The 17,842-nt window shown below is 69.4% G+C and carries 14 protein-coding genes; 5 read left to right on the plus strand and 9 right to left on the minus strand.

The annotated features are described in order from the left end of the window. The first annotated feature begins 4 nt into the window (after positions 1-4). Positions 5-421, plus strand: a complete 417-nt coding sequence (locus tag O0S08_RS42345; protein WP_269035214.1) for a hypothetical protein — start codon at positions 5-7, stop codon at positions 419-421. Positions 422-433: 12 nt separating this feature from the next. On the opposite strand, the gene O0S08_RS42350 is transcribed toward O0S08_RS42345, so the two are convergent. The 3 genes from O0S08_RS42350 to O0S08_RS42360 are packed head-to-tail and all read right to left on the minus strand — an operon-like array spanning position 434 to position 3,052. After that, complete coding sequence (locus O0S08_RS42350) at positions 434-1,006, minus strand: hypothetical protein (protein WP_269035215.1); 573 nt, start codon at positions 1,004-1,006, stop codon at positions 434-436. Between the two features lie 4 nt (positions 1,007-1,010). Further along, entirely contained in the window at positions 1,011-1,907 is an 897-nt protein-coding gene (locus tag O0S08_RS42355) for an endonuclease/exonuclease/phosphatase family protein (RefSeq protein ID WP_269035216.1), read from the minus strand. A gap of 56 nt (positions 1,908-1,963) precedes the next feature. Next, complete coding sequence (locus O0S08_RS42360; RefSeq protein WP_269035217.1) at positions 1,964-3,052, minus strand: TIGR04552 family protein; 1,089 nt, start codon at positions 3,050-3,052, stop codon at positions 1,964-1,966. A 502-nt stretch (positions 3,053-3,554) separates the two neighbouring features. Here O0S08_RS42360 and O0S08_RS42365 point away from each other — a divergent pair. Further along, positions 3,555-3,995, plus strand: coding sequence for a hypothetical protein (locus O0S08_RS42365; protein WP_269035218.1), 441 nt, complete (start codon positions 3,555-3,557; stop codon positions 3,993-3,995). Positions 3,996-4,004: 9 nt separating this feature from the next. Here the strand turns inward: O0S08_RS42365 and O0S08_RS42370 are convergent, their stop codons facing one another. The 3 genes from O0S08_RS42370 to O0S08_RS42380 all read right to left on the minus strand — a co-directional run bounded on the left by O0S08_RS42370 (position 4,005) and on the right by O0S08_RS42380 (position 5,859). Then, complete coding sequence (locus tag O0S08_RS42370; RefSeq protein ID WP_269035219.1) at positions 4,005-4,151, minus strand: hypothetical protein; 147 nt, start codon at positions 4,149-4,151, stop codon at positions 4,005-4,007. 85 nt (positions 4,152-4,236) lie between these two features. Next, complete coding sequence (locus O0S08_RS42375) at positions 4,237-5,196, minus strand: hypothetical protein (protein WP_269035220.1); 960 nt, start codon at positions 5,194-5,196, stop codon at positions 4,237-4,239. Positions 5,197-5,268: 72 nt separating this feature from the next. Continuing rightward, positions 5,269-5,859, minus strand: a complete 591-nt coding sequence (locus O0S08_RS42380) for a hypothetical protein (RefSeq protein ID WP_269035221.1) — start codon at positions 5,857-5,859, stop codon at positions 5,269-5,271. Positions 5,860-5,942: 83 nt separating this feature from the next. Here O0S08_RS42380 and lexA point away from each other — a divergent pair, with 83 nt between their 5' ends. From lexA to O0S08_RS42395, 3 genes are all read left to right on the plus strand, one after another. Continuing rightward, complete coding sequence (gene lexA, locus O0S08_RS42385) at positions 5,943-6,581, plus strand: transcriptional repressor LexA (protein ID WP_269035222.1); 639 nt, start codon at positions 5,943-5,945, stop codon at positions 6,579-6,581. Positions 6,582-6,796: 215 nt separating this feature from the next. After that, the gene (locus tag O0S08_RS42390; RefSeq protein WP_269035223.1) at positions 6,797-8,851 is read left to right on the plus strand and encodes a TonB family protein; all 2,055 of its coding nucleotides are present in this window, start codon (positions 6,797-6,799) and stop codon (positions 8,849-8,851) included. Between the two features lie 297 nt (positions 8,852-9,148). After that, the gene (locus tag O0S08_RS42395) at positions 9,149-10,984 is read left to right on the plus strand and encodes an AMP-dependent synthetase/ligase (protein WP_269035224.1); all 1,836 of its coding nucleotides are present in this window, start codon (positions 9,149-9,151) and stop codon (positions 10,982-10,984) included. Positions 10,985-11,049: 65 nt separating this feature from the next. Here the strand turns inward: O0S08_RS42395 and O0S08_RS42400 are convergent, their stop codons facing one another. From O0S08_RS42400 to O0S08_RS42410, 3 genes are all read right to left on the minus strand, one after another. After that, the gene (locus O0S08_RS42400; RefSeq protein WP_269035225.1) at positions 11,050-14,706 is read right to left on the minus strand and encodes an AgmX/PglI C-terminal domain-containing protein; all 3,657 of its coding nucleotides are present in this window, start codon (positions 14,704-14,706) and stop codon (positions 11,050-11,052) included. 109 nt (positions 14,707-14,815) lie between these two features. Continuing rightward, positions 14,816-16,099, minus strand: a complete 1,284-nt coding sequence (locus O0S08_RS42405; RefSeq protein ID WP_269035226.1) for a cellulase family glycosylhydrolase — start codon at positions 16,097-16,099, stop codon at positions 14,816-14,818. A gap of 105 nt (positions 16,100-16,204) precedes the next feature. After that, entirely contained in the window at positions 16,205-17,455 is a 1,251-nt protein-coding gene (locus tag O0S08_RS42410) for a hypothetical protein (protein WP_269035227.1), read from the minus strand. Positions 17,456-17,842: the final 387 nt, after the last annotated feature.

The raw sequence follows: 17,842 nt of genomic DNA on the forward strand, positions 1-17,842 counted from the left end.
CCGCATGCGATACGCCTGGCTCGTCCCCCTCCTCCTGGTGTTCGCCCCCGCCTGCGCGGAGCAGCACAACTACAGCGAAGGCGAGATCTGCGTCGACGCCCCTGCCCTCGCCTCGTTCGCGGCCGGCGACGAGCTCGAGGTCATCGTCGTCCTCGACGACTGCATGGCCTGTCCCAAGGACTTCAACGCCAACTGCGAGGTCGAGCGCGAGGGCAGCACGATCAAGCTGCTCGCCGGCGGCGTCTACACCCAGCGCAGCGGCCCCTGCGACACCTGCCTGACCCTCTCCGTCGCCTGCATCATCGGCGGCCTCGAGCCCGGCAACTACACCCTCCGCAGCGGCGACCAGACGCTCGAGATCAGCCTCCCGCAGGCCGAAGCGCCCAAGCTCGACTCGACCTGCGACGGCGTGAAGTGGTGAGCGGAGCGCCAGTCACTCGCCACACGACAGGACCTCGTAGCCGAACACGCGCAGCTGCTGGTGCACTGGATGCACCAGTCCAGTCCGCAATGCCGTGACGGGTGGTGCCAGCTGGACACGAAGCACGTGGGCCGCGAGCAGCTCGAACCCCGCGATCGCCTGATCCAGTGAAATCACTGCTGGGGTGTGTTCGAAGCCGAAAATTACGACCGCGCGCCGCTCCACGAGCGGGGCAGCGAGTAGCTTCAAGCAGTCGCCCAGCGCACTCGTGTTGCCGGCGTAGGGGTGCAGAACATTCTCGCTCCAGTGTTCGGCTGGCTTTCCGTTGTCGCCGAACGGACGCAAGATCTTGAACTCGATCGCCCACTTCGACGGGATGAGCAGATCCGGCAGGCGCTTGATTCTCGCCGCTGCGTAGTCATCCGCGTGTCGCCGTTGTAGCTCCTGCAGCGCGGCCCGCACGGCCTCGGATTCCCCCCAGGGACCGATACCGAGCTGGAATCCCTTGTGTGCGACGCGAGTAGCGTCCACCGCGACCAATGCATCCGCGAAGTTCTGAACGACTCGCTCGAGTGAGAGCTCCATCTCGTCACTCCCGCAGCTCGATGCGCACCGGGCAGTGGTCCGACACCGAGCCCATCTTCGGCGGCTCCGCCGTCTGCGTCTCGCACGCCAGCTCGGCGCACATGCCGAGCACCTGGGGTGTCCCGAGGGACATGTCCTTCGATCCGAGCATGTGATCGAGCAAGCTCGGCTCCCAGCGCTCCACCCTGGCGTCCCGCTGCCAGTACTCCGAGCATCCGAGGGTGCTGGTCGGCAGCTGCAGCGCGTGCTCCTCGACCATGTCGTCGATGAAGCGCCGCTCGTCGTTCGCCTCGAGGTAGCCCGTCGTGTTGAAGTCGCCCGCGACCACGACCTGGGCCCCGAACTCCTCGCGCAGCGCGGGCAGGATCGACGTCAACCACCGCCACTGCTGCTTGCGCCGCGCGACGTCCTCGGGCTTGCCACCCGGGTCGAAGTGCACCGACACCAGCGCGAAAGCCCGTCCGGAGGTGGTCTGGAGGGACGCGAGCGACGCAGGCGCCTGTCCCGTGGGACAGGCCTCGCCCTTGCTGAGCGCACGGTAGTCCTTCAACTCCAGCCGCGCCGTGTCGTAGACGACGCCCACGTTCAGCCGCCCGCCCGAGCGTCCTCGACACGAGGGCGTCAGCGCCGCCGCGTAGCGCCTCCCGGTCAGCGCGCTCGCTCTGTCGAGCGTCTCGTAGAACTTCCCGGGCTCCCGGATCTCCTGCACCGCGAAGGCGTCGGCGTCGAGCTCGGCGATCGCCCCCGCCACCGCGCCCGGATCCGTCGTCTCGTGCGGGAACGTCTGGATATTAAACGTCCCGAGCACGAGCGGCGCCTCGCGGCTGCACCACAACCACAGCGCGACCACCACCAGCACCACCCACGGCCACACGCGACGACGACGACGGCGCTCCTGCATTGCAGGGTCGACGGTAGACGCCGCCGGAGCCGCTCACAAGGCGGCGAGATCGCGCCTCAGCCGTCGCGGGGCTCGCGGAGCAGGCGCATGCGGACGTGCTGGTGTTGTCGGCGCTTGTACTCCGCGTGCGAGCTCTCGCCCTGCTCGTTGGCCTCGGCGGTGCGCTTGTCCATCACCTGGAACTCGGCGAGGACGAACACCACGCGGCCGCGGCGCTCGTCGTGGTCGTGGGGCAGCAGCGCGTCGACGCGGACCGGCAGGTCGGCGACGAAGTTGAGCACGTGGAAGCTCTTGCCGGAGAACTCGTTGGGCCCCGGTTGCGGGCGGTTGGCCGCGTCGGTGTCGAAGTTCGCGTCGGCGCCGAGGACCTTGAGGCTGTTGAGGTCGATCAGCGTGTTGACCGTCTGGTCGGGCACCACGTAGTTGAACGGGATGCAGCGGTGCAGCATGATCCGCAGCGTCGGCACCAGGTCGTCCGGGTCGCGGACGATCAGGCGGAAGCGCAGGCGGTCGAACACGCGCGCCGCGTTGGTCTCTTTCTTCAGCAGCAGCTTGGTCAGCTGCGACTCCTTCGACTTGCGCGACCACGAGAACTCGACCACCGGCACGCCGGCGGTGCGCAGCTCGTCGAACATGCGGGTCACGCTCTCCTCGACCAGCGAGAAGATCTCCGAGTCGGAGATCGCCAGCGACGCCCGCATCTCGCGCGCCTCGAGGTGATTCAGGATGTGCATCACCTTGAGCAGCGTGCAGGCCTGGCGCTGGTGCGGGCCGGCCTTGCTCGAGGCGATCCGCGGCAGCTGCACCCACGGCACCTTGTCGGCGATGGTGTCGTCGAGGCGCAGCTTGAGCACGTCGCTGATGTAGCGGACGGCTTGCTGGCGCAGGTCGGCGAGGCGGGCCTCGTCGCGGGGGTCGCCGAGGTCGAGCCCGTTGAGCGCGAGCAGGCGGCGAACGTCCTCGTCCGAGGTGAGGGCCAGGCGGTGCCAGTCGATGACCGACTGCCCGCGCAGCAGCAGCTGGATCTCGTTGATGTCCTGCAGCGACAGCTCGGCGTGCTCGCCGCCCTGGGCGGCCTCGCGCCACAGCGCTTGCGAGGCCAAAAAGGCGCCGAACTGATCGGAGCGCTGCGGAGGCCTGGCCATCGCGCCGCAGCCCAGCTTAGCCGCTTACGCGCCGAGAGAAGCGGAGGGTACCGACGAGCAGACCGATTGTGACGAGGGCGGCACAGATGTTTCCGAGGTAAGCGGTCATGAACCTTGTTGCTCCAGTCCTTGCAGTCGTGTGCTCAGGACTTATCACGGAATCGGGCGAGGTCGGAAAAAGTGGGAGATGTAGGACAATCTCTCGAAGCTCAGTCCAAGGTTCGCAAGGCAAGGAGGTCCGGGCGCCGGGCCCTTAAATCAAGCTGGAGCGGGGGGATTTTCAGGCCGGGAATTCTGGCGATTTCGGGGTCCTGCGGCCTGAAGCGCCAGGCCCCCGACTTCTGGGGCCAGAACGCCGGATGGCAGATAACACATTCCCGCGGCCGTTGGAAAGTCCCCCGCCGGCGCCGGATCCGCGAGCGGTCTGGCGGCGGCTGCGGAGACGCGTGGGCGCACCTCGGGACGGATGGCCACGCGTGCGCGGCAGCGCTACTGTGACGCCATGCGCGACCCCGAGGACGACGATGTGCCACCCCGCGACGACCGTCTCGGGTTCACCTCGAGCAGTTTCCGGCGCAAGATCGGCGAGGGCCTCGCGGGCTTGCTCGACCCGGACGGCGCGATCGGCAAGGGCAAGGAGATCGTGACCGGGGTGACGCAGGCGACCAAGAACGAGGTCGTGCGGATGATCAGCGCCGAGGTCCGGCAGTTCCTCGACGGCATGGACACCGTCGAGTTGATGCAGCGGGTCATCGCCGGCCTCGTGATCGACGTGAAGGCCGAGATCCGCTTCTCGATCGACCCCGAGGGCCAGCTCAAGCCGGCGATCAAGGCCGAGAAGGCGACGCAGCGGACCCGCGAGCAGTCCGGCTCGCAGCCGGCGCCCGGCACCCCGACGACGCCGCAGGCGCCGCCGAGCTCCCGGACCCCCAACAAGGAATGAGCCAGAGCTTCAGCTCTGCGCCTCGGAGTCGACCGGCACGACCTTGTTGTCGCCGTCGTCGTCGGGCAGCCCGAGCTTCTTCTTGACGGCCTTGTAGATGTCGGCCCCGAGCTTGAGCCCGAAGCCGGTGATGATTGCACTCACGAGGATCCGCATGGCCGGCAGCGTAGCAGCAAGGAGCCGGTCGACCTGACGCGGGCCCCTGCTTCGTCGCCCCAGGCGCTCTGGGCGCCGCGCCGGTTCACGCGGGGATCACGCAGACCCCGACATCCTCATAAGAGGGCGGAGCCATTCCCATCTCGAAGAACGGCGTGCACTCCTCGCCTGCCTGGCACGGCCCGTTGCCGCCGCTGACCGGGCAGAACGGGGTGCAGCAGCCGGTCGACATCGGCGGGCAGTTGGCGACCGCGCTCGTGGCCGCGCAGAAGCCGCCCTTCTGACACTGATTGATGTACTGGCACTCGTCGCCCGCACCGCCCTCACCGGGCATCGCCGACTCCTTGAAGCACACGAACAGGTCCCCGGCCGAGTTGTAGCAGCCCTGTCCTTCGGGACAGTCTTGCACGAGCGGGTCGCACGAGCCGAGGCAGATCGGCAGCGAGCCGTCGTTGTAGACCACGCAGTTGGCGGTCGGCGTGTCGGGGCAGGCGTCGTTGGTGTCGCAGAACTCGACGCACACGCCGTCCTTGCCCTCGTCGTCGGTCAGCAGACAGATGTTGCCGAGCGCGCAGTTGTCGATGCCGGTGTACTTGCCCTCCTGGACGTCGCACGGATCGCCGACGACTCCCTCGCCCATGATCTCGACGCACGTGTTGACGCCCCACGGTTCGCCCTCGGCCGGCGCGACCGCCGTGCACTTCTGTCCTTCGGGACAGTCTTGCAGCCGCGGGTCGCACTGCCCGCTGATCCCGCCGTCGGGCGGGACGATGAAGCCCGCGCTCGTGGTCGTCTCGCCGTCGGAGGTGCTCGTCGGGTTCGCCGGCCCGGTGGTGGCGCTGGCGCCGCCCGTCGTCCCGTCGGTGGTCGACGTCGCCCCCGGCCCGGTCGTCTCGGGTCCTTCGCTGTCGTCGCCCTCGGAGTCGGGCGGCGTATCGCCGGTCGGCCCGGACGCGCCGGTCGCGGTCATCATCCCGGACTTGTCACCACATGCGCCGAACGCGACCACGGCGACGGACACGAACCAGAGCTGAAGCGATCTCATGAGCAGACCTCCAGCCCGGACGCTATCACAGAAAGCAGCAAAAACCCGAAACCTCCCAGGAGGTTCGTAGGTCTAAGGCCGCCCTCTGCCGAGGCCCACGTTCGAGAGCGCCGCCAGGGTCGCCGCCAGCTCCTCGCGGATCTCCGGCGAAAGCCCCGGATCGGCCGCAGCGGCCTCCAGACGCCCGATTTGCGGCAACCAGGTCGCGTGGGCGGTCTCGTCGAACGCCACCCCGGCGGGGGTCAGCGCCGCCGCCTCGTCGTGTAGCGCCTGCGCCTCGCTCAGGGAGATCGGCGCTCTCGACGCCACCACGGGCGGCGCAGCCACTGCGACCTCGACGGGCGCCGGCTCGACCTCGGAGGCGTCGGCCTGGAGCCCTTGCAGCGCCACCGCCGCCACTACACCGAGCACGGCCGCGGCCAGGATCGAGGGCCACTGGCGCCAACGCGGCTCCGGCAGGCGCCGGCAGCCCTGATTGACTCGCCGCTCCACGCCGGGCGCGATCGCCGGCCGCGAATTGTCGCGGCGGTCCCTTCGCCCCTGCCGCCTGTCGAGCTCCGGACCCATGCCGGCAGGGTCGCGGGGCGCGGCCAATCCGGCAAATTTCAGGCTTTGGCGGGCTCTGTCGGCCAGGCCATGTCGGCGCCTTTCGCAGTTCCGCATAGCTTGACCTGAGCAAATTGTTTGTATACACCCGTTCAGTGCCGAAGGCGTGATCTCCGCAGCCGCCGCAGGAGGCTCTCCCCGTGAAACCCCAGCTCACCCACCGCCAGCAGCAAGCGCTCGACTTCATCTCCTCCTGTCTGGATGCGAACGGGTATCCGCCGACGCTGCGCGAAATCGGCGAGCACATGGGGATCCGCTCGACCAACGGGGTCAACGACCACCTGAAGGCGCTCGAGCGCAAGGGGTACCTGGTCCGCGAGGAGCTCAAGAGCCGCGCGCTGCGGCCGGTGGACGCGCCGGACAGCACGGCGCGTGTTCGCACCACGGAGATCCCGATCCTCGGGCGCGTGGCCGCGGGCCAGCCGATCCTGGCCGACGAGAACGTCACCAACCGGATCAGCGTCGACCAGTTCTTCCTCCACGGTAATCAGCCGCGCGAGGTGTTCGGCCTCGTCGTCCACGGCGAGAGCATGATCGAGGATGGAATCTTCGACGGCGATTACGTGTTCGTCCGTCGCCAGGCCACCGCCGAGCGGGGCGAGATCGTCGTGGCGATGATCGAGGGCGAGGTGACGTGCAAGCGTTACTACCTCGAGGGCGACAAGATCCGCCTGCAGCCGGGCAACGAGGCCATGCAGCCGATCTACGTCCATCGCGGCGATCATCGCGCCTTCGAGTTGGTCGGCAAGGTGATCGGCGTCTACCGCAGCCTCCACTAGCTTCCCCGCGGTCGCGGCCGCTGTCGCCGCCGTGAGTGCAGGCGAACGGCCGCGGCGAGCCCTGACGAAATATTTCCGCTACAGTGTTGCCCGTGCCGCGGCCGCCCACACCTGGCGCCCTCGCGCCTGGGGACCGCACTCGGCGTCGTCGAGGCGCCGGGCCACTCGCGCTCCTCGGCTGTTTCCTGTTCTCTGCGGGCCTCAACGTCGCCGCGGTGACCACGAGCCTGCTGGTGCTGATCCGCTCGGACGAGCGCGTGGCGTCGGCCCCGGTCGCGCGCAAGCCCGCGTGCGTCAACGGCTACGAGCGCGGCGTCGACCTGCTCGAGAAAGCGCTGTCGGGCGACGAGGACCAGCTCTACGACGGCCTCCTCCACACGATCGTCGACGGCAAGTGCGAGACCGAGGTGATCGTCGCGCTGGTCGACGACAAGGAGCCGATCGAGCCGATGGCCGAGCTCGAGGATCTCGAGCCGCCGGAGCCGAAGAAGAAAGAGCGCGAGAAGAAGAAGAAGGAAGAGGAGAAGCCGCCCGAGCCGCTGCCGGTCGAGGAGCCGAAGCCGGAGGAGAAGAAGAAGGAAGAGGAGAAGCCGCCGGAGGAGGAGCAGCCGAAGGAGAAGATCGACTTCGAGCTGCTGCAGCTCAAGATGGTCGAGCAGCTCGAGGAGAAGGACGAGAAGGAGTCTCCGGACGACGCACACTACCTGTCCAACGTCAACCGCGACGTCACCGAGGAGACCCGCGCCGAGATCACCAACCTGCAGCAGGACGCCGAGCAGGCCAAGGCCTCGCAGCAGGAGCCGAGCAACGAGCCCACCAAGGGCATGGCGGCCGAGGACAAGATCGCCGAGACGCGCGAGCAGAAGAGCCAGCTGGCGCAGGAGGCCCCGAAGGTCCAGCAGAGCCCGGAGACCAAGATCCCGGAGCAGAACGACCCCAAGGCCAAGAGCATGCTGTCGATGCGCGAGCTGGCCCCGCGCGAGCACTCGCCCGAGATGCTCAAGCACGAGGCCACCGCCGACGCCGCTGCGTCCGGCGAGCTCGCGCCCGATCAGAAGGCCGCCGCCGCGGTCATGCAGCGGAACAAACAACAGGCCGGCTCCTCGGATACCAAGTCACCTGTCGTTCGGTTCAGGTTGTCGGCCAACGAGATGAACGCCCTGTTCGGGCGCGACATCGCCGAGAAGAAGGACCTCATCTCCCAGCGCCAGTCGAAGAAGAAGGGCATCTGGGAGGAGGCGCGCGAGCTGTATCAGTCGCCGCTCGAGAACATGGTCCCCGAGGTGCGGCCCGGCAATCAGACCGCCCTGCGCTCGCGCAAGCACCCGTTCGCCCAGTTCATCGCCACGATGCACCGGACGATCCACGACAAGTGGGCGTTCGGCTTCCTCGAGCAGCTCGACACGATGGGCCGCGGCAACGCGCTCAACAAGCCCGACCTGTGGACGCGCGTCGAGATCGTGCTCAACAGCGACGGCTCGCTCGACAAGCTGCGGACCGTCCGCTACTCGGGCAACATGCAGTTCGACGGGGCCGCGCGCGAGGTCGTGCGCAACGCCGGGCCCTACCCGCAGCCGCCGCGGGAGATCTTGAGCGGCAACGGCAAGGTCTACATCCACTGGGCGTTCCACCGCGACGAGCGGGCCTGCGGCACCTTCGGCGCCGAGCCGTTCATCCTCGACAACGCCGGCCAGGGCGAGCGGCCCGATCCGAACCGGGCTGTCCGTCCGGCCAGCTCGGAATCCGAAGCGATGGCGTCGCGCCGGCTCGCGCGGCAGATGGGCCCGGCCGCGCCCGGGCCCGCCGGTCCCGAAGGTCCCTCGGCGCCGGGCGGCCACAACCACGAGCACGGCGAGGGCGACGGCCACAACCACGGCGCACCGCCCGAGCAGGGCAGCGGCGACCAGCCCGACGCCGAGGCCGGACACGCCGCGAACGCCTGGCTCAAGGTGTTCGCCGCCCGCGACGCCGCCAAGCTGGCCGCGCGCGCCAGCCTGCCCTTCGTCATCGGCGACCAGGTCGTCGCTCGCACGCGCGAGGAGCTGCAAGGTGTCCTCCAGGCCATGCTCGACGAGGCCGGCAGCGGCGCGCCCGGAGCCGTCGAGGTGTTCACCGCCTCCGGCCTGCGCAAGCGCTTCGGCAGCGTCCCCGCCGGCGTCCAGGAGGGCCTCGGCCGCAACTACGCCGTCAGCAAGGTCCGCGGCGAGCCCTTCATCCTGATCCTCGAGCGTCGCTTCGGCGACTGGCGCGTCGTCGGCGTGGCTCGCTGACCTCCGCGCGAGCGCGGGGCATTCGCGTGTGCGTGCGGCCAGCGGCCGCTCGCCGCGCGCTTCGCGGGGCGAGCTCGGGCGTACCACAATGGCCGCTCGCTCGTGCCCTGGGGACATGTCCCTTCAGACAGGACGGTCGGTCCGTGAACGTCGTTTGCAGGAACTCGCCAGGCCGGCCCGCGAACGCGGCCCCTGGCGCGCGCACGCGCTGTAGCCCAGAAAAGCCCGCCGGAGAGGCCGCCTGGACAGGCGTGCGAGCCTTCGCTACAAGGGGTGCCCAGTTGGAGCGCCTCGATCATGGCTGACACACACCTCGCTCAGATGTTCTTCGACCGCGCCCGCTCCGAGGGCCAGAGTCCGGGTTATTGCGTCCGCCAGGGCGGTGCATACGTCGACGTGGCCTTCGGCGAGGCCGCCGATCGCGTCGAGGCGATCGCCTCCGGCCTCCTGAAGGGCGGCCACGCGCCCACGCTGGGCACCTGCGTCACGATCATGGCCAACACGCGGCTCGAGTGGGTTTTGGCCGACTGGGCGCTGCTGTCGCTGGGCTATCGCACTGTGCCGATCTACGTCAGCCTGCTGCCGCCCGAGATCGGCTACATCCACGCCGACACCAAGGCCGAGCTGCTGGTGGTCGAGAACAAGGAGATGCTCGACAAGGTGCGCGCGGCCCAGCGCGGCTTCACCTTCTTCGAGGTCGAGTATCCGGCCGACGCGGTCAAGCTGAAGCGCTTCATCGTCATCGACCCGACCGGCATCGCGCCGGCAGCCGACTGGGAGAGCCTGGCCGACGTCGAGGCCCGCGGCCGCGCCGCGCTGGCCGAGACGAAGGGCGAGCGCGACAAGCGGCTGCAGTCGATCCAGCGCTCCGACGTCGCCACGTACACGTACACCTCCGGCACCACCGGCCCGCCGAAGGGCGTCATCCAGACCCACGACAACATGCTGAGCATGCTCGAGAACGTCGAGGAGGTCGGCATGTTCAGCGATCGGGCGCGCGTCGGCGGGGCGTTCCTGTTCTTGCCGCTGGCGCACTCGTTCGGCCGCCTGGTCGAGTTCGGCGGCGCCTTCTTCCGCTGCAAGATCGTCCTGTCGTCGATCGCCACCGTCGCCGAGGACCTCGGCCTGTCGCGCCCCGGCTTCCTGCCGGCGGCCCCGCGGGTGTACGAGCGCGTCTACGGCAAGATCATGACCACCGTCGCCGCCAGCCCGCCGCTGCGGCAGAAGATCTTCCACTGGGCGCTCGGGGTCGGCAAGGCGACCATCCCGTACCGCCAGAAGAACAAGCCGCTGCCGCTGGCGCTCGGCATCAAGTACGGCCTGGCCGACAAGCTGGTGTTCTCGAAGCTCAAGGCCAAGCTCGGCATGGACCGCATGCACGTGCTGCTGTCCGGCTCGGCGCCGCTGCCCAAGGAGGTCGGCGAGTTCTTCATCGCCATGGGCCTCAACGTGTGCGAGGCCTACGGCCTGACCGAGACCTGCCCCGGCCTCACCACCAACCGCCCGAACAACTGGAAGATCGGCACCGTCGGCCCGGCCATCAAGGGCGTGTCCCTGCGCCTCGCCGAGGACGGCGAGATCCTCGCCAAGGGCCCCAACGTCGTGTCCGGCTACCTCAACCGGCCCGACGCCACCGCCGAGGCGTGGGACAGCGACGGTTGGTTCCACACCGGCGACATCGGCGAGTTCGACGAGGACATGCACCTGCGGATCACCGACCGCAAGAAGGACCTCATCAAGACCAGCGGCGGCAAGTACGTCGCCCCGCAGAAGATCGAGGCCCTCCTCAAGACCAAGCCGATCCTCAGCGAGGCGGTCGTCATCGGCGACGGTCGCAAGTACTGCGTCGTCCTCGTCACCGTCGACAAGGAGAAGCTCGCCGCCTGGTCGCAGCGCACCGGCAACCCCGCCGACATCAACAGCGACGCCGTCCAGAAAGAGGTCCAGAGCTACCTCGACGACGTCAACCAGGGCCTCGCCTCGTTCGAGTCGATCAAGTACTTCAAGATCGCCCCCGAGGAGTTCACCGTCGACAACGGCATGCTCACCGCGTCCTTCAAGGTCAAGCGCAAGGAGGTCTCCAAGCGCTACAAGGCCCTGATCGACGCGATGTACCCCGCCGGCAAGGACTGAGCGGGTCTGCTCTTCAAGACATGGCGCCGAGGACATGCCCTCGGCGCCATGTTCTTTGGGTCACATCACAGCGGCTTGGTGAACGTCCCCAGGTCGACGTACGCGCGGTCCTTCATGATCACGAACGGCCGCTCCTCGAACTTCAGCTCGCCCTTGCCGTCGTGCTGGACGATCTGCAGCTTGCCCATGCCGTAGCCCATCGGCCCGCGGCTGAAGTAGTGGGCCTCGAGCTTGTACGGGAACGCCTTCGGCTCGCCCTCGATCGTGAAGCACTCCGGCCCGTAGCCGGTCGTCACGTCGGCGTACAGCTCGCCGCCGCTCGGCAGCCGCTTCTGGGCGTAGAAGGCGTGGTCCTTGCGGCCGTCGTGGACGTGGAAGTCGACGTCGTTGGCGTCCGTCTCCCAGTTGATGACGAACCGCGTCGACGGCCCCTTCGGCAGCTGAACGTTGAGGCCGTCGAGGGTGGCCCGCACAGTGAACGCGACCGACGGATCGGCCTTGATCCACGCCGCCGCGATCAGGCCCAGGTCCTCGCGCAAGATCTTGTCGACCCCGGCGAAGCGGCCCCACGGGTATGTCCGCGTCGCCCCGGCCTTGATCGCCTCGAACGCCTCCTTGTGCTTGCCCGCCTTGAGCAGGGCGTACGCGTACAGGCGGTGGCTCGACGGGTGATCGGCGCGCGACTCGACCGCCTTGGCGAAGGTGTCGACCGCCAGCGCCGAGCCGGCCTCGCCGAGCCGCTCGAGCCGCGCGCCGACGTAGCGCCGCAGGTCGGCGCGCGACGGGAACAGGTCGATGACCGAGCCGTAGGCGCGCGCCGCAGTGAGCGGGTCGCCCGCGGTCTCGGCCGCCTCGCCGAGGGCGATCAGCGCCAGCACGTCGCCCGGGTCCTGCTCGTGCCACTCGAGCGCGAGGGCGACGGCCCCGCGCGCGTCGTTCTCCTGCAGCTTCTTCGCCACGTCGAAGAACTTGCCGGTGTACGGGCTGTTCGCGGTGCGCTCGGCCTCCTGCTGCTCGGCCTGCCGCAGCGCCTCCTGCTCGCGCATGCGCGCGTCCACTTCCTGCTCCACGGCCCGCTGCAGCGCCAGATCCTCGGGCGTCGGCGGCGGCGGCGGCGTGTAGTCGGCCGGCACGCCGCCGCCGGGCTCGAGCACGAACGGATACGTGACGGTCACCGACCCGCCGCCCTGCGGCTTGGGGAAGTTCCAGCGGCGCACAGCCTGGGCCATGCAGCTCCCCACCCGGGCGTCGCGCATCGTGCTCTCGGACACCACCGCCGTCGGGACCTTGCCGGTGCCGCCGATGACGAACTGGATCGCCACGCGCCCCTTGGCCCCCGGGTCGCGGGCCAGCGCCTGGTTGTAGCAGTAGCGGATCTCGTTGATGTGGGCGCGGACGATCCGGCGGATGATGTCCTTGTCGAGCGCCCCCTGCACTTCGGCCTTCGCTTGACGCACCGTCGGCACCCGGGTCCCACGCCCGCCGAAGCCCGCGCCCGCGCCCCGTCCATACCCGGAGCCGGTGCCGCCCCCGCCCCCGCGGCCGATCAGCCCCGAGCTGCCGAGGCCGATCGTGCCCTCGCCCGTGCCTCCGCCGCCGCGACCCGTGCCGACGAGCCCGAGCCCGCCGACCCCGTACGACTCGCCGATCTCGGTGCCGGTCAGCCCGCCCCATACGTCGGCGTCGTCGTTGCCGACCGCGAACGCGCCGCCGTACGGGCTGGCCAGGAAATGACCTGACTCTTGGGACATGACCCCGAGGATACCCGCCTGCCGCTGCGCCAGCTCCGGGTCGAAGTTCCGCGCCATCATCGGGATGGCGTCGGGCTGCGGCTCGGCCGGCGCCTTGAACTCCTCGCGCGGCTCGCGTCGCACCAGCGTGCCGGGGTCGGGCAGCTTCGGCGCTGGCGGCGGCGTCTTGCGGTTGTACAGCTCCACTCCGGTCGCGCCCACCGTCAAGATGTCGGCCAGCGCGTTGCGGTCGATGTTGAAGCGCTGATAGTCCCACTCCGACTCGAGCACCAGCAGCGCAGTGAAGTCGCTGAGCACGCGGTACTTGGTCGACAGCTCGACGATCGTCTTCTGCAGCCCAGCCCGCGCCGCGGTCTCGGTCTCCGCCAGGCTCGAGCGCTGCGCCTGCAGCCGCTCGACCTGCGCCCGCACCCACGCCCGCTCGAGCAGCGGCCGCTCGACCGCGGTCGTCGGCACCTCGGCCTCGATGCGATCCTTGCCCTCGATCACCACCCGCATCGCCGCCTCGGCCGGCAGGTCGGCGTAGACCAACATCTCGTCGCCCGGCTGCGCGCCCTCGATCGTGTCCGGCCACACCCACGCCGCCCCCGGCACCGTCACCTTCATCGCCGGCAGCGTCGCGCTGCCGAGCTTGTGCGCGATCGTCTCGAGCGGGAGGCGAGCGTCCATCACCACGCCGTCGCTCGGGAGGTCGGCGGTCGTGAGCACCTTGAGGCCGGTGGTGTCCTGGATCCCGCCGTCCACGATCGCGTCGGCGCGCTCGAACCCGGCGGCCGCGAGCGCCTTGCTCGCGTCGCGCAGGGCCGCGTGCTCGGCCGAACCCGCGGTCGTGATGCCGTCGGAGAACACCAGGAGCCGCCGCGTTCCGCCCGCGTCCGCCGCCAGCGACGCCAGCGCGCCGGCCAGGTCCGAAGCGCCCAGCGCCCGCCGCGACGCGATCCGCTCGAGCTGCGCCTGACCGAACCCGCTGGCCGGCCCGTCGTAGACCGCCTCGGTCGTCTGGTCGAAGCAGACCACGCGCAGCGGGAAGTCATCGCCTGTCTGTTCGCGCATGCTCTTGAGGACATCCGCGAGACGCCGCAGCTGACGGTCGAAGCCGAGCGCCCGCGACGCGCTGGTGTCGAACAGCACCGTCAGCGCGCCGATCGGGACCGCCGGCATGTCGCCCGCCGGGGCCACACGCGCGACCGCCAGGTTGTCGTGACGCAGACCCATCACGGTCGCCGGGCGGTCCGAGCGGACCTCGAGGTCGCGCTCCGGCAGGTACTTCTGCTTCTTGATCTCGATGACGCTGGTCTGGACCGCCGCGCCGCCCAGGTTGGTCGGCGCCGCCGCGTCGCCCGGCTGGCGCAGGATCACGCTGGCGTCGAGCTCGTCGAGCTCGGGTAGCCCGCGCAGCATCAGGCGGTACGGCTCGGCGGAGCTCGCCAGCTCCTGCGAGTACGAGACGATCAGCTCCTTGCGCTCGCGCGGGCCGATCGGGAACACGCGGGCGCTGAACGAGTTGCCGGCCTTGTTCTCGAGCAGCGCCGGGTCTTGCCGCTTGTGCAGGAAGTCCTCGTAGGCGACCCGCGCCGCCTGCCGCTCGACGACCTCGCCCTCTTGCCAGCGGTCGTGGATCTTCATGGCGAAGCGCGAGATCGCGGCTCCGGGCGGCATGTCGATCTCGAAGCGGCCCTCGATCTGGCGGTCGTTCGGGTTCTCGAACACGAGGTGCAGCTCGGTGAACGCCAGCGGCTCCTCGACCACGCCGCGCGCCTTGAAGCTCACCAGCTTGAGCCCGGTCCCGTCCGAGGCCGTCAGCGACACCGGCGCCCGCCGCGTCGCGCCGTCGTCGGTGAGCTTCACCCCCTTGGCCGGCAGCGTCATGGTGCTCGCCGTCGCCTCGACCTTGCCGGGGTTGGCCGTACACGCCAGCGTCAACGCCGCGCCACCGACCACCAGTCCATTTCGACATGTTCCAAACAACATGTCCTTAAATTTCAACGAGGGCGCGGTCGAGCGGGCACGACGGTCGAGGCGTGGCATACTGGCGCCTCAGACAACCTCGAGCGGGCCAGGTTCCGCTCGATCGCAGCCGTCAGAGCGGCGGCAGGTCGACGAGCGCCGCGTGGGCGTCGGCCCACATCTTCATCCCTGCGCCGTCGAGGGAGTAATCGCTCGTCAAGCTCCACGGCCACGCGCCCGCGTAGCCGTTGGCGAGCAGGACGTCGAGCCGGGCGGCCGCCTGGTCCGAGGCGATGAACTCGCCCACCACCATCGGCCGGTCGAGGCCGAGGTCGGCGTATTTCTGCGCCGTCGGCGAGAACTGCACCGTGCCCAGCTCCGGATCGCCGGTCCACATCTGCCCGTCCATCCACGGGTAGTAGTGCGTCTGATAGAAGTCGAGCCCCAGCGGCGGCAGCCCGTGCGCAGCCGCGAACTCGGGCGTCCACACCCGGTACCACTTGAGCGACGCCGAGCCCAGCGTCACGTAGGACGAGGTGTTCACGTGCACCGCGTCGGCGACCGCGGCCGCGAACGCGTAGAAGTCCGCCAGCGGGACGGCATCGGCGCCGCCATCGGGAGACGCGGCCGGCAGGTCGGAGATCGACCACTCCGGCTCGTTCATGATCTCCCACGCCAGGATCGCCGGCTCGTCCGCGAACGCCTGCAGCAGCGGCACGATCACCGCGTCGACCAGCGCGGCTCGCTTGGCCGGGTCTTCGAGCGTATCGCTGCGCCCGCCCGTCTGCACCCCGTTGTTCTGCTGGGACCAGAACATCCAGTGGAAGTCGAGCAGCACCGGCACGAGGTAGATCCCTCGCGCCCGCGCGATCGTCACCGCCACTTGCATGTCCTCGAGGACATGTTCTCCGAGACCTGTGGGCGTGCCGTCGCCGGCGAAGGAAACCCCCGCCCGCCCGTCGGTGAACACGAACCACCGCGCGACGCGGAGCCCGTCGCCCTGCATCGCGTCGAAGTGCGCCCCGACCTCGGCCTGCTTGGTGTGCACGCCGTAGGTGCCCCAGTTGTTGCCGCCGAAGTCGCCGCCGTAGTTCAGCCACGGGTAGTTGGCGCCGAGCAAGAAGTAGTCACCATCGCCGACCGGGATCGTGCTGCCAGGAGGTACCTCCTGCCCGCCCGTCGTCTCGCTGCTCGAGCCGGTCGAAGGCGCCTGTGTCGTGCTCGTCGCGGTGGTGCTCGTGCCCGTGCTGCTCTCCCCCCCGGTCGTCGGCAGCGTCGTCGTCGTCGTCGTGCTCGTCGTGCCCGCCGTCGTCATCGCCGAGGTCGTGCCGACGAAGCTGTCGGAGGTGCTCTCGAGGCCATCGACCGGTCGGCACGCGACCCCGAGCAGCCCGCAGACCAGAACGCGTCGATGCATCCCCCTCACGATAGCGGCGAGCGCCGCGGAGCGCATGCAGCCACAAATGGCCGAGGGGCCGCCCGGCAAGCCGGACAGCCCCTCGCGTTGCAGCTCGCGTGGAGCTCAGCCGCCGGTGAGAGAGCCGGTGACGGAGACAGCCGCGTCGAGCTGGGTCTTCAGCTTGCCAGCCGACTCGGTGATCAGGTTGCCCGCCTGCGGGAGCAGCTTGATGGCACAAGCCGCGCCGATCGAGGCCTTGAGGTCGCCCGAGGCCTTGAGCTCGCCCGCCGCGCCGTTGACCGCAGCGACGCCGGCGCCGCCGAGCTTGGCGGTGACGTCGATCAGGCCCTGGGCGCGCTTGACGGCGGCCAGCAGCGCCGCGTAGCGGAGCTTGAAGTTGCTGATGAAGGCCTTGAACTCGACCTGGCCGTTCGCGTCGATACCGGCGGCGAACCGGAACTGGACGTCGAGCGAGGGCGGGTAGCACTGGACGCTCGCCTCGGCCTTGGCCTCGACGGTCGCCTCGCACTCGGCCGAGACCTCCGGCGGGGTCGCCTTGCCGTCGCAGCCGCCCTTGCACTCGACCTTCGCGTCGGCGGTGGCCGAGCAGCGGACCTCGGCGCCAGCCTGGCAGTCGAGCTCGCCCGGGTCGTACTCGCAGGTGCCGGTGCAGCTGCCGTTGCAGCTGCCGCCAGCGCTCAGTTCGCACTGGCCCTGGCACATGCCGTCGCAACGACCCTCGAAGTCCATGCCGTTGCACTGACCGCGGCAGGTGCCGTCGCACGCGGCCGCCGCCGTCAGGTCGCAGCCACCCGTGCAGCTGCCCGAGCACTTGAAGTCCGGCGCAGTGCCCTTGCAGGTCAGACCACCGGCGGCGCGGCAGTCAGCCTGCGCGTTGACGTCGACCTCGCAGGCGCCCGAGCAAGAGACCTCGACGCTGCCCGGCTTGGCCATCACGTCGCACTCGGCGGCCGCCTTCGCGGTCACGTCGAGCGACGCCTCGCAGCGCGCCGGCTCGGCCTTGATCTCGATACCGCCGTCGATGAACGCGCTCACCTTGGCGTCGAACGCGGCCTTGAAGTCCGCGGCTGCTTCGACCCCGACGAGCGCGTAGAGCCCCTTGAGCTCGGCCTCGATGTCGAGGGCGGTCGCATTGATGGCGCCCGACACGTCGAGCGTGGCGCTGAAGAACGCGTCGACCTCGGCGATGCCCGACACCGCGAACTTGCCGTTGAGGAACGCCTCCTCGTCGCACGTGAGGCCGCACTGCTCTGCGAGGTCGCCCGGATCGCAGCCCTGCGTTGCCGTGAGCGACAGACCCGCGATGAGGCCGCCGGCGATCAACCCAAAGGATCCCATTCGATTCGTGATCATGATCTTGACTTGCTCCTTACCAAGCTCTGCGAAGAACTCGTCGGTGGTTTCCACGGAATTCTCGCCGCATGGGCGCGGGTGCAGACACACCCGCGTCAGACGGTCGAGATGGTCCCATGACCGAAGGACCCTGCAAAGCCCTTTAAAAGGGAACGAGCCCGGGCGCAGCAACATGGGCACTGCGCCGGGCTCGTCACGAACTGCAACCCAACCACCCAGGGGGAGGTTAGCTTTGCAAGGTTCGCTCGCGAAGACAGGACCAGACATGGAAGCCGATGGTGCCCTTGGACAGCGCGACCGCGCAAATCTTCAGCCGGGCGGCGCGTGTTTACCATGCCCCAAGCCGCGCGCCAGTTTGTTCGCGCGCGAAACCGACGCAGCGCCGAT

The organism is Nannocystis punicea, assembly GCF_026965555.1.
GTDB classification, from domain to species: Bacteria; Myxococcota_A; Polyangia; order Nannocystales; family Nannocystaceae; genus Nannocystis; species Nannocystis punicea.

Bases quoted from the DNA above. Each gene is read 5' to 3' on its own strand.
- O0S08_RS42345 (WP_269035214.1), top strand. From the start codon at position 5: ATGCGATACGCCTGGCTCGTCCCCCTCCTCCTGGTGTTCGCCCCCGCC.
- O0S08_RS42350 (WP_269035215.1), bottom strand. From the start codon at position 1,006: ATGGAGCTCTCACTCGAGCGAGTCGTTCAGAACTTCGCGGATGCATTG.
- O0S08_RS42355 (WP_269035216.1), bottom strand. From the start codon at position 1,907: ATGCAGGAGCGCCGTCGTCGTCGTCGCGTGTGGCCGTGGGTGGTGCTG.
- O0S08_RS42360 (WP_269035217.1), bottom strand. From the start codon at position 3,052: ATGGCCAGGCCTCCGCAGCGCTCCGATCAGTTCGGCGCCTTTTTGGCC.
- O0S08_RS42365 (WP_269035218.1), top strand. From the start codon at position 3,555: ATGCGCGACCCCGAGGACGACGATGTGCCACCCCGCGACGACCGTCTC.
- O0S08_RS42370 (WP_269035219.1), bottom strand. From the start codon at position 4,151: ATGCGGATCCTCGTGAGTGCAATCATCACCGGCTTCGGGCTCAAGCTC.
- O0S08_RS42375 (WP_269035220.1), bottom strand. From the start codon at position 5,196: ATGAGATCGCTTCAGCTCTGGTTCGTGTCCGTCGCCGTGGTCGCGTTC.
- O0S08_RS42380 (WP_269035221.1), bottom strand. From the start codon at position 5,859: ATGCGGAACTGCGAAAGGCGCCGACATGGCCTGGCCGACAGAGCCCGC.
- O0S08_RS42395 (WP_269035224.1), top strand. From the start codon at position 9,149: ATGGCTGACACACACCTCGCTCAGATGTTCTTCGACCGCGCCCGCTCC.
- O0S08_RS42400 (WP_269035225.1), bottom strand. From the start codon at position 14,706: ATGTTGTTTGGAACATGTCGAAATGGACTGGTGGTCGGTGGCGCGGCG.
- O0S08_RS42405 (WP_269035226.1), bottom strand. From the start codon at position 16,099: ATGCATCGACGCGTTCTGGTCTGCGGGCTGCTCGGGGTCGCGTGCCGA.
- O0S08_RS42410 (WP_269035227.1), bottom strand. From the start codon at position 17,455: ATGATCACGAATCGAATGGGATCCTTTGGGTTGATCGCCGGCGGCCTC.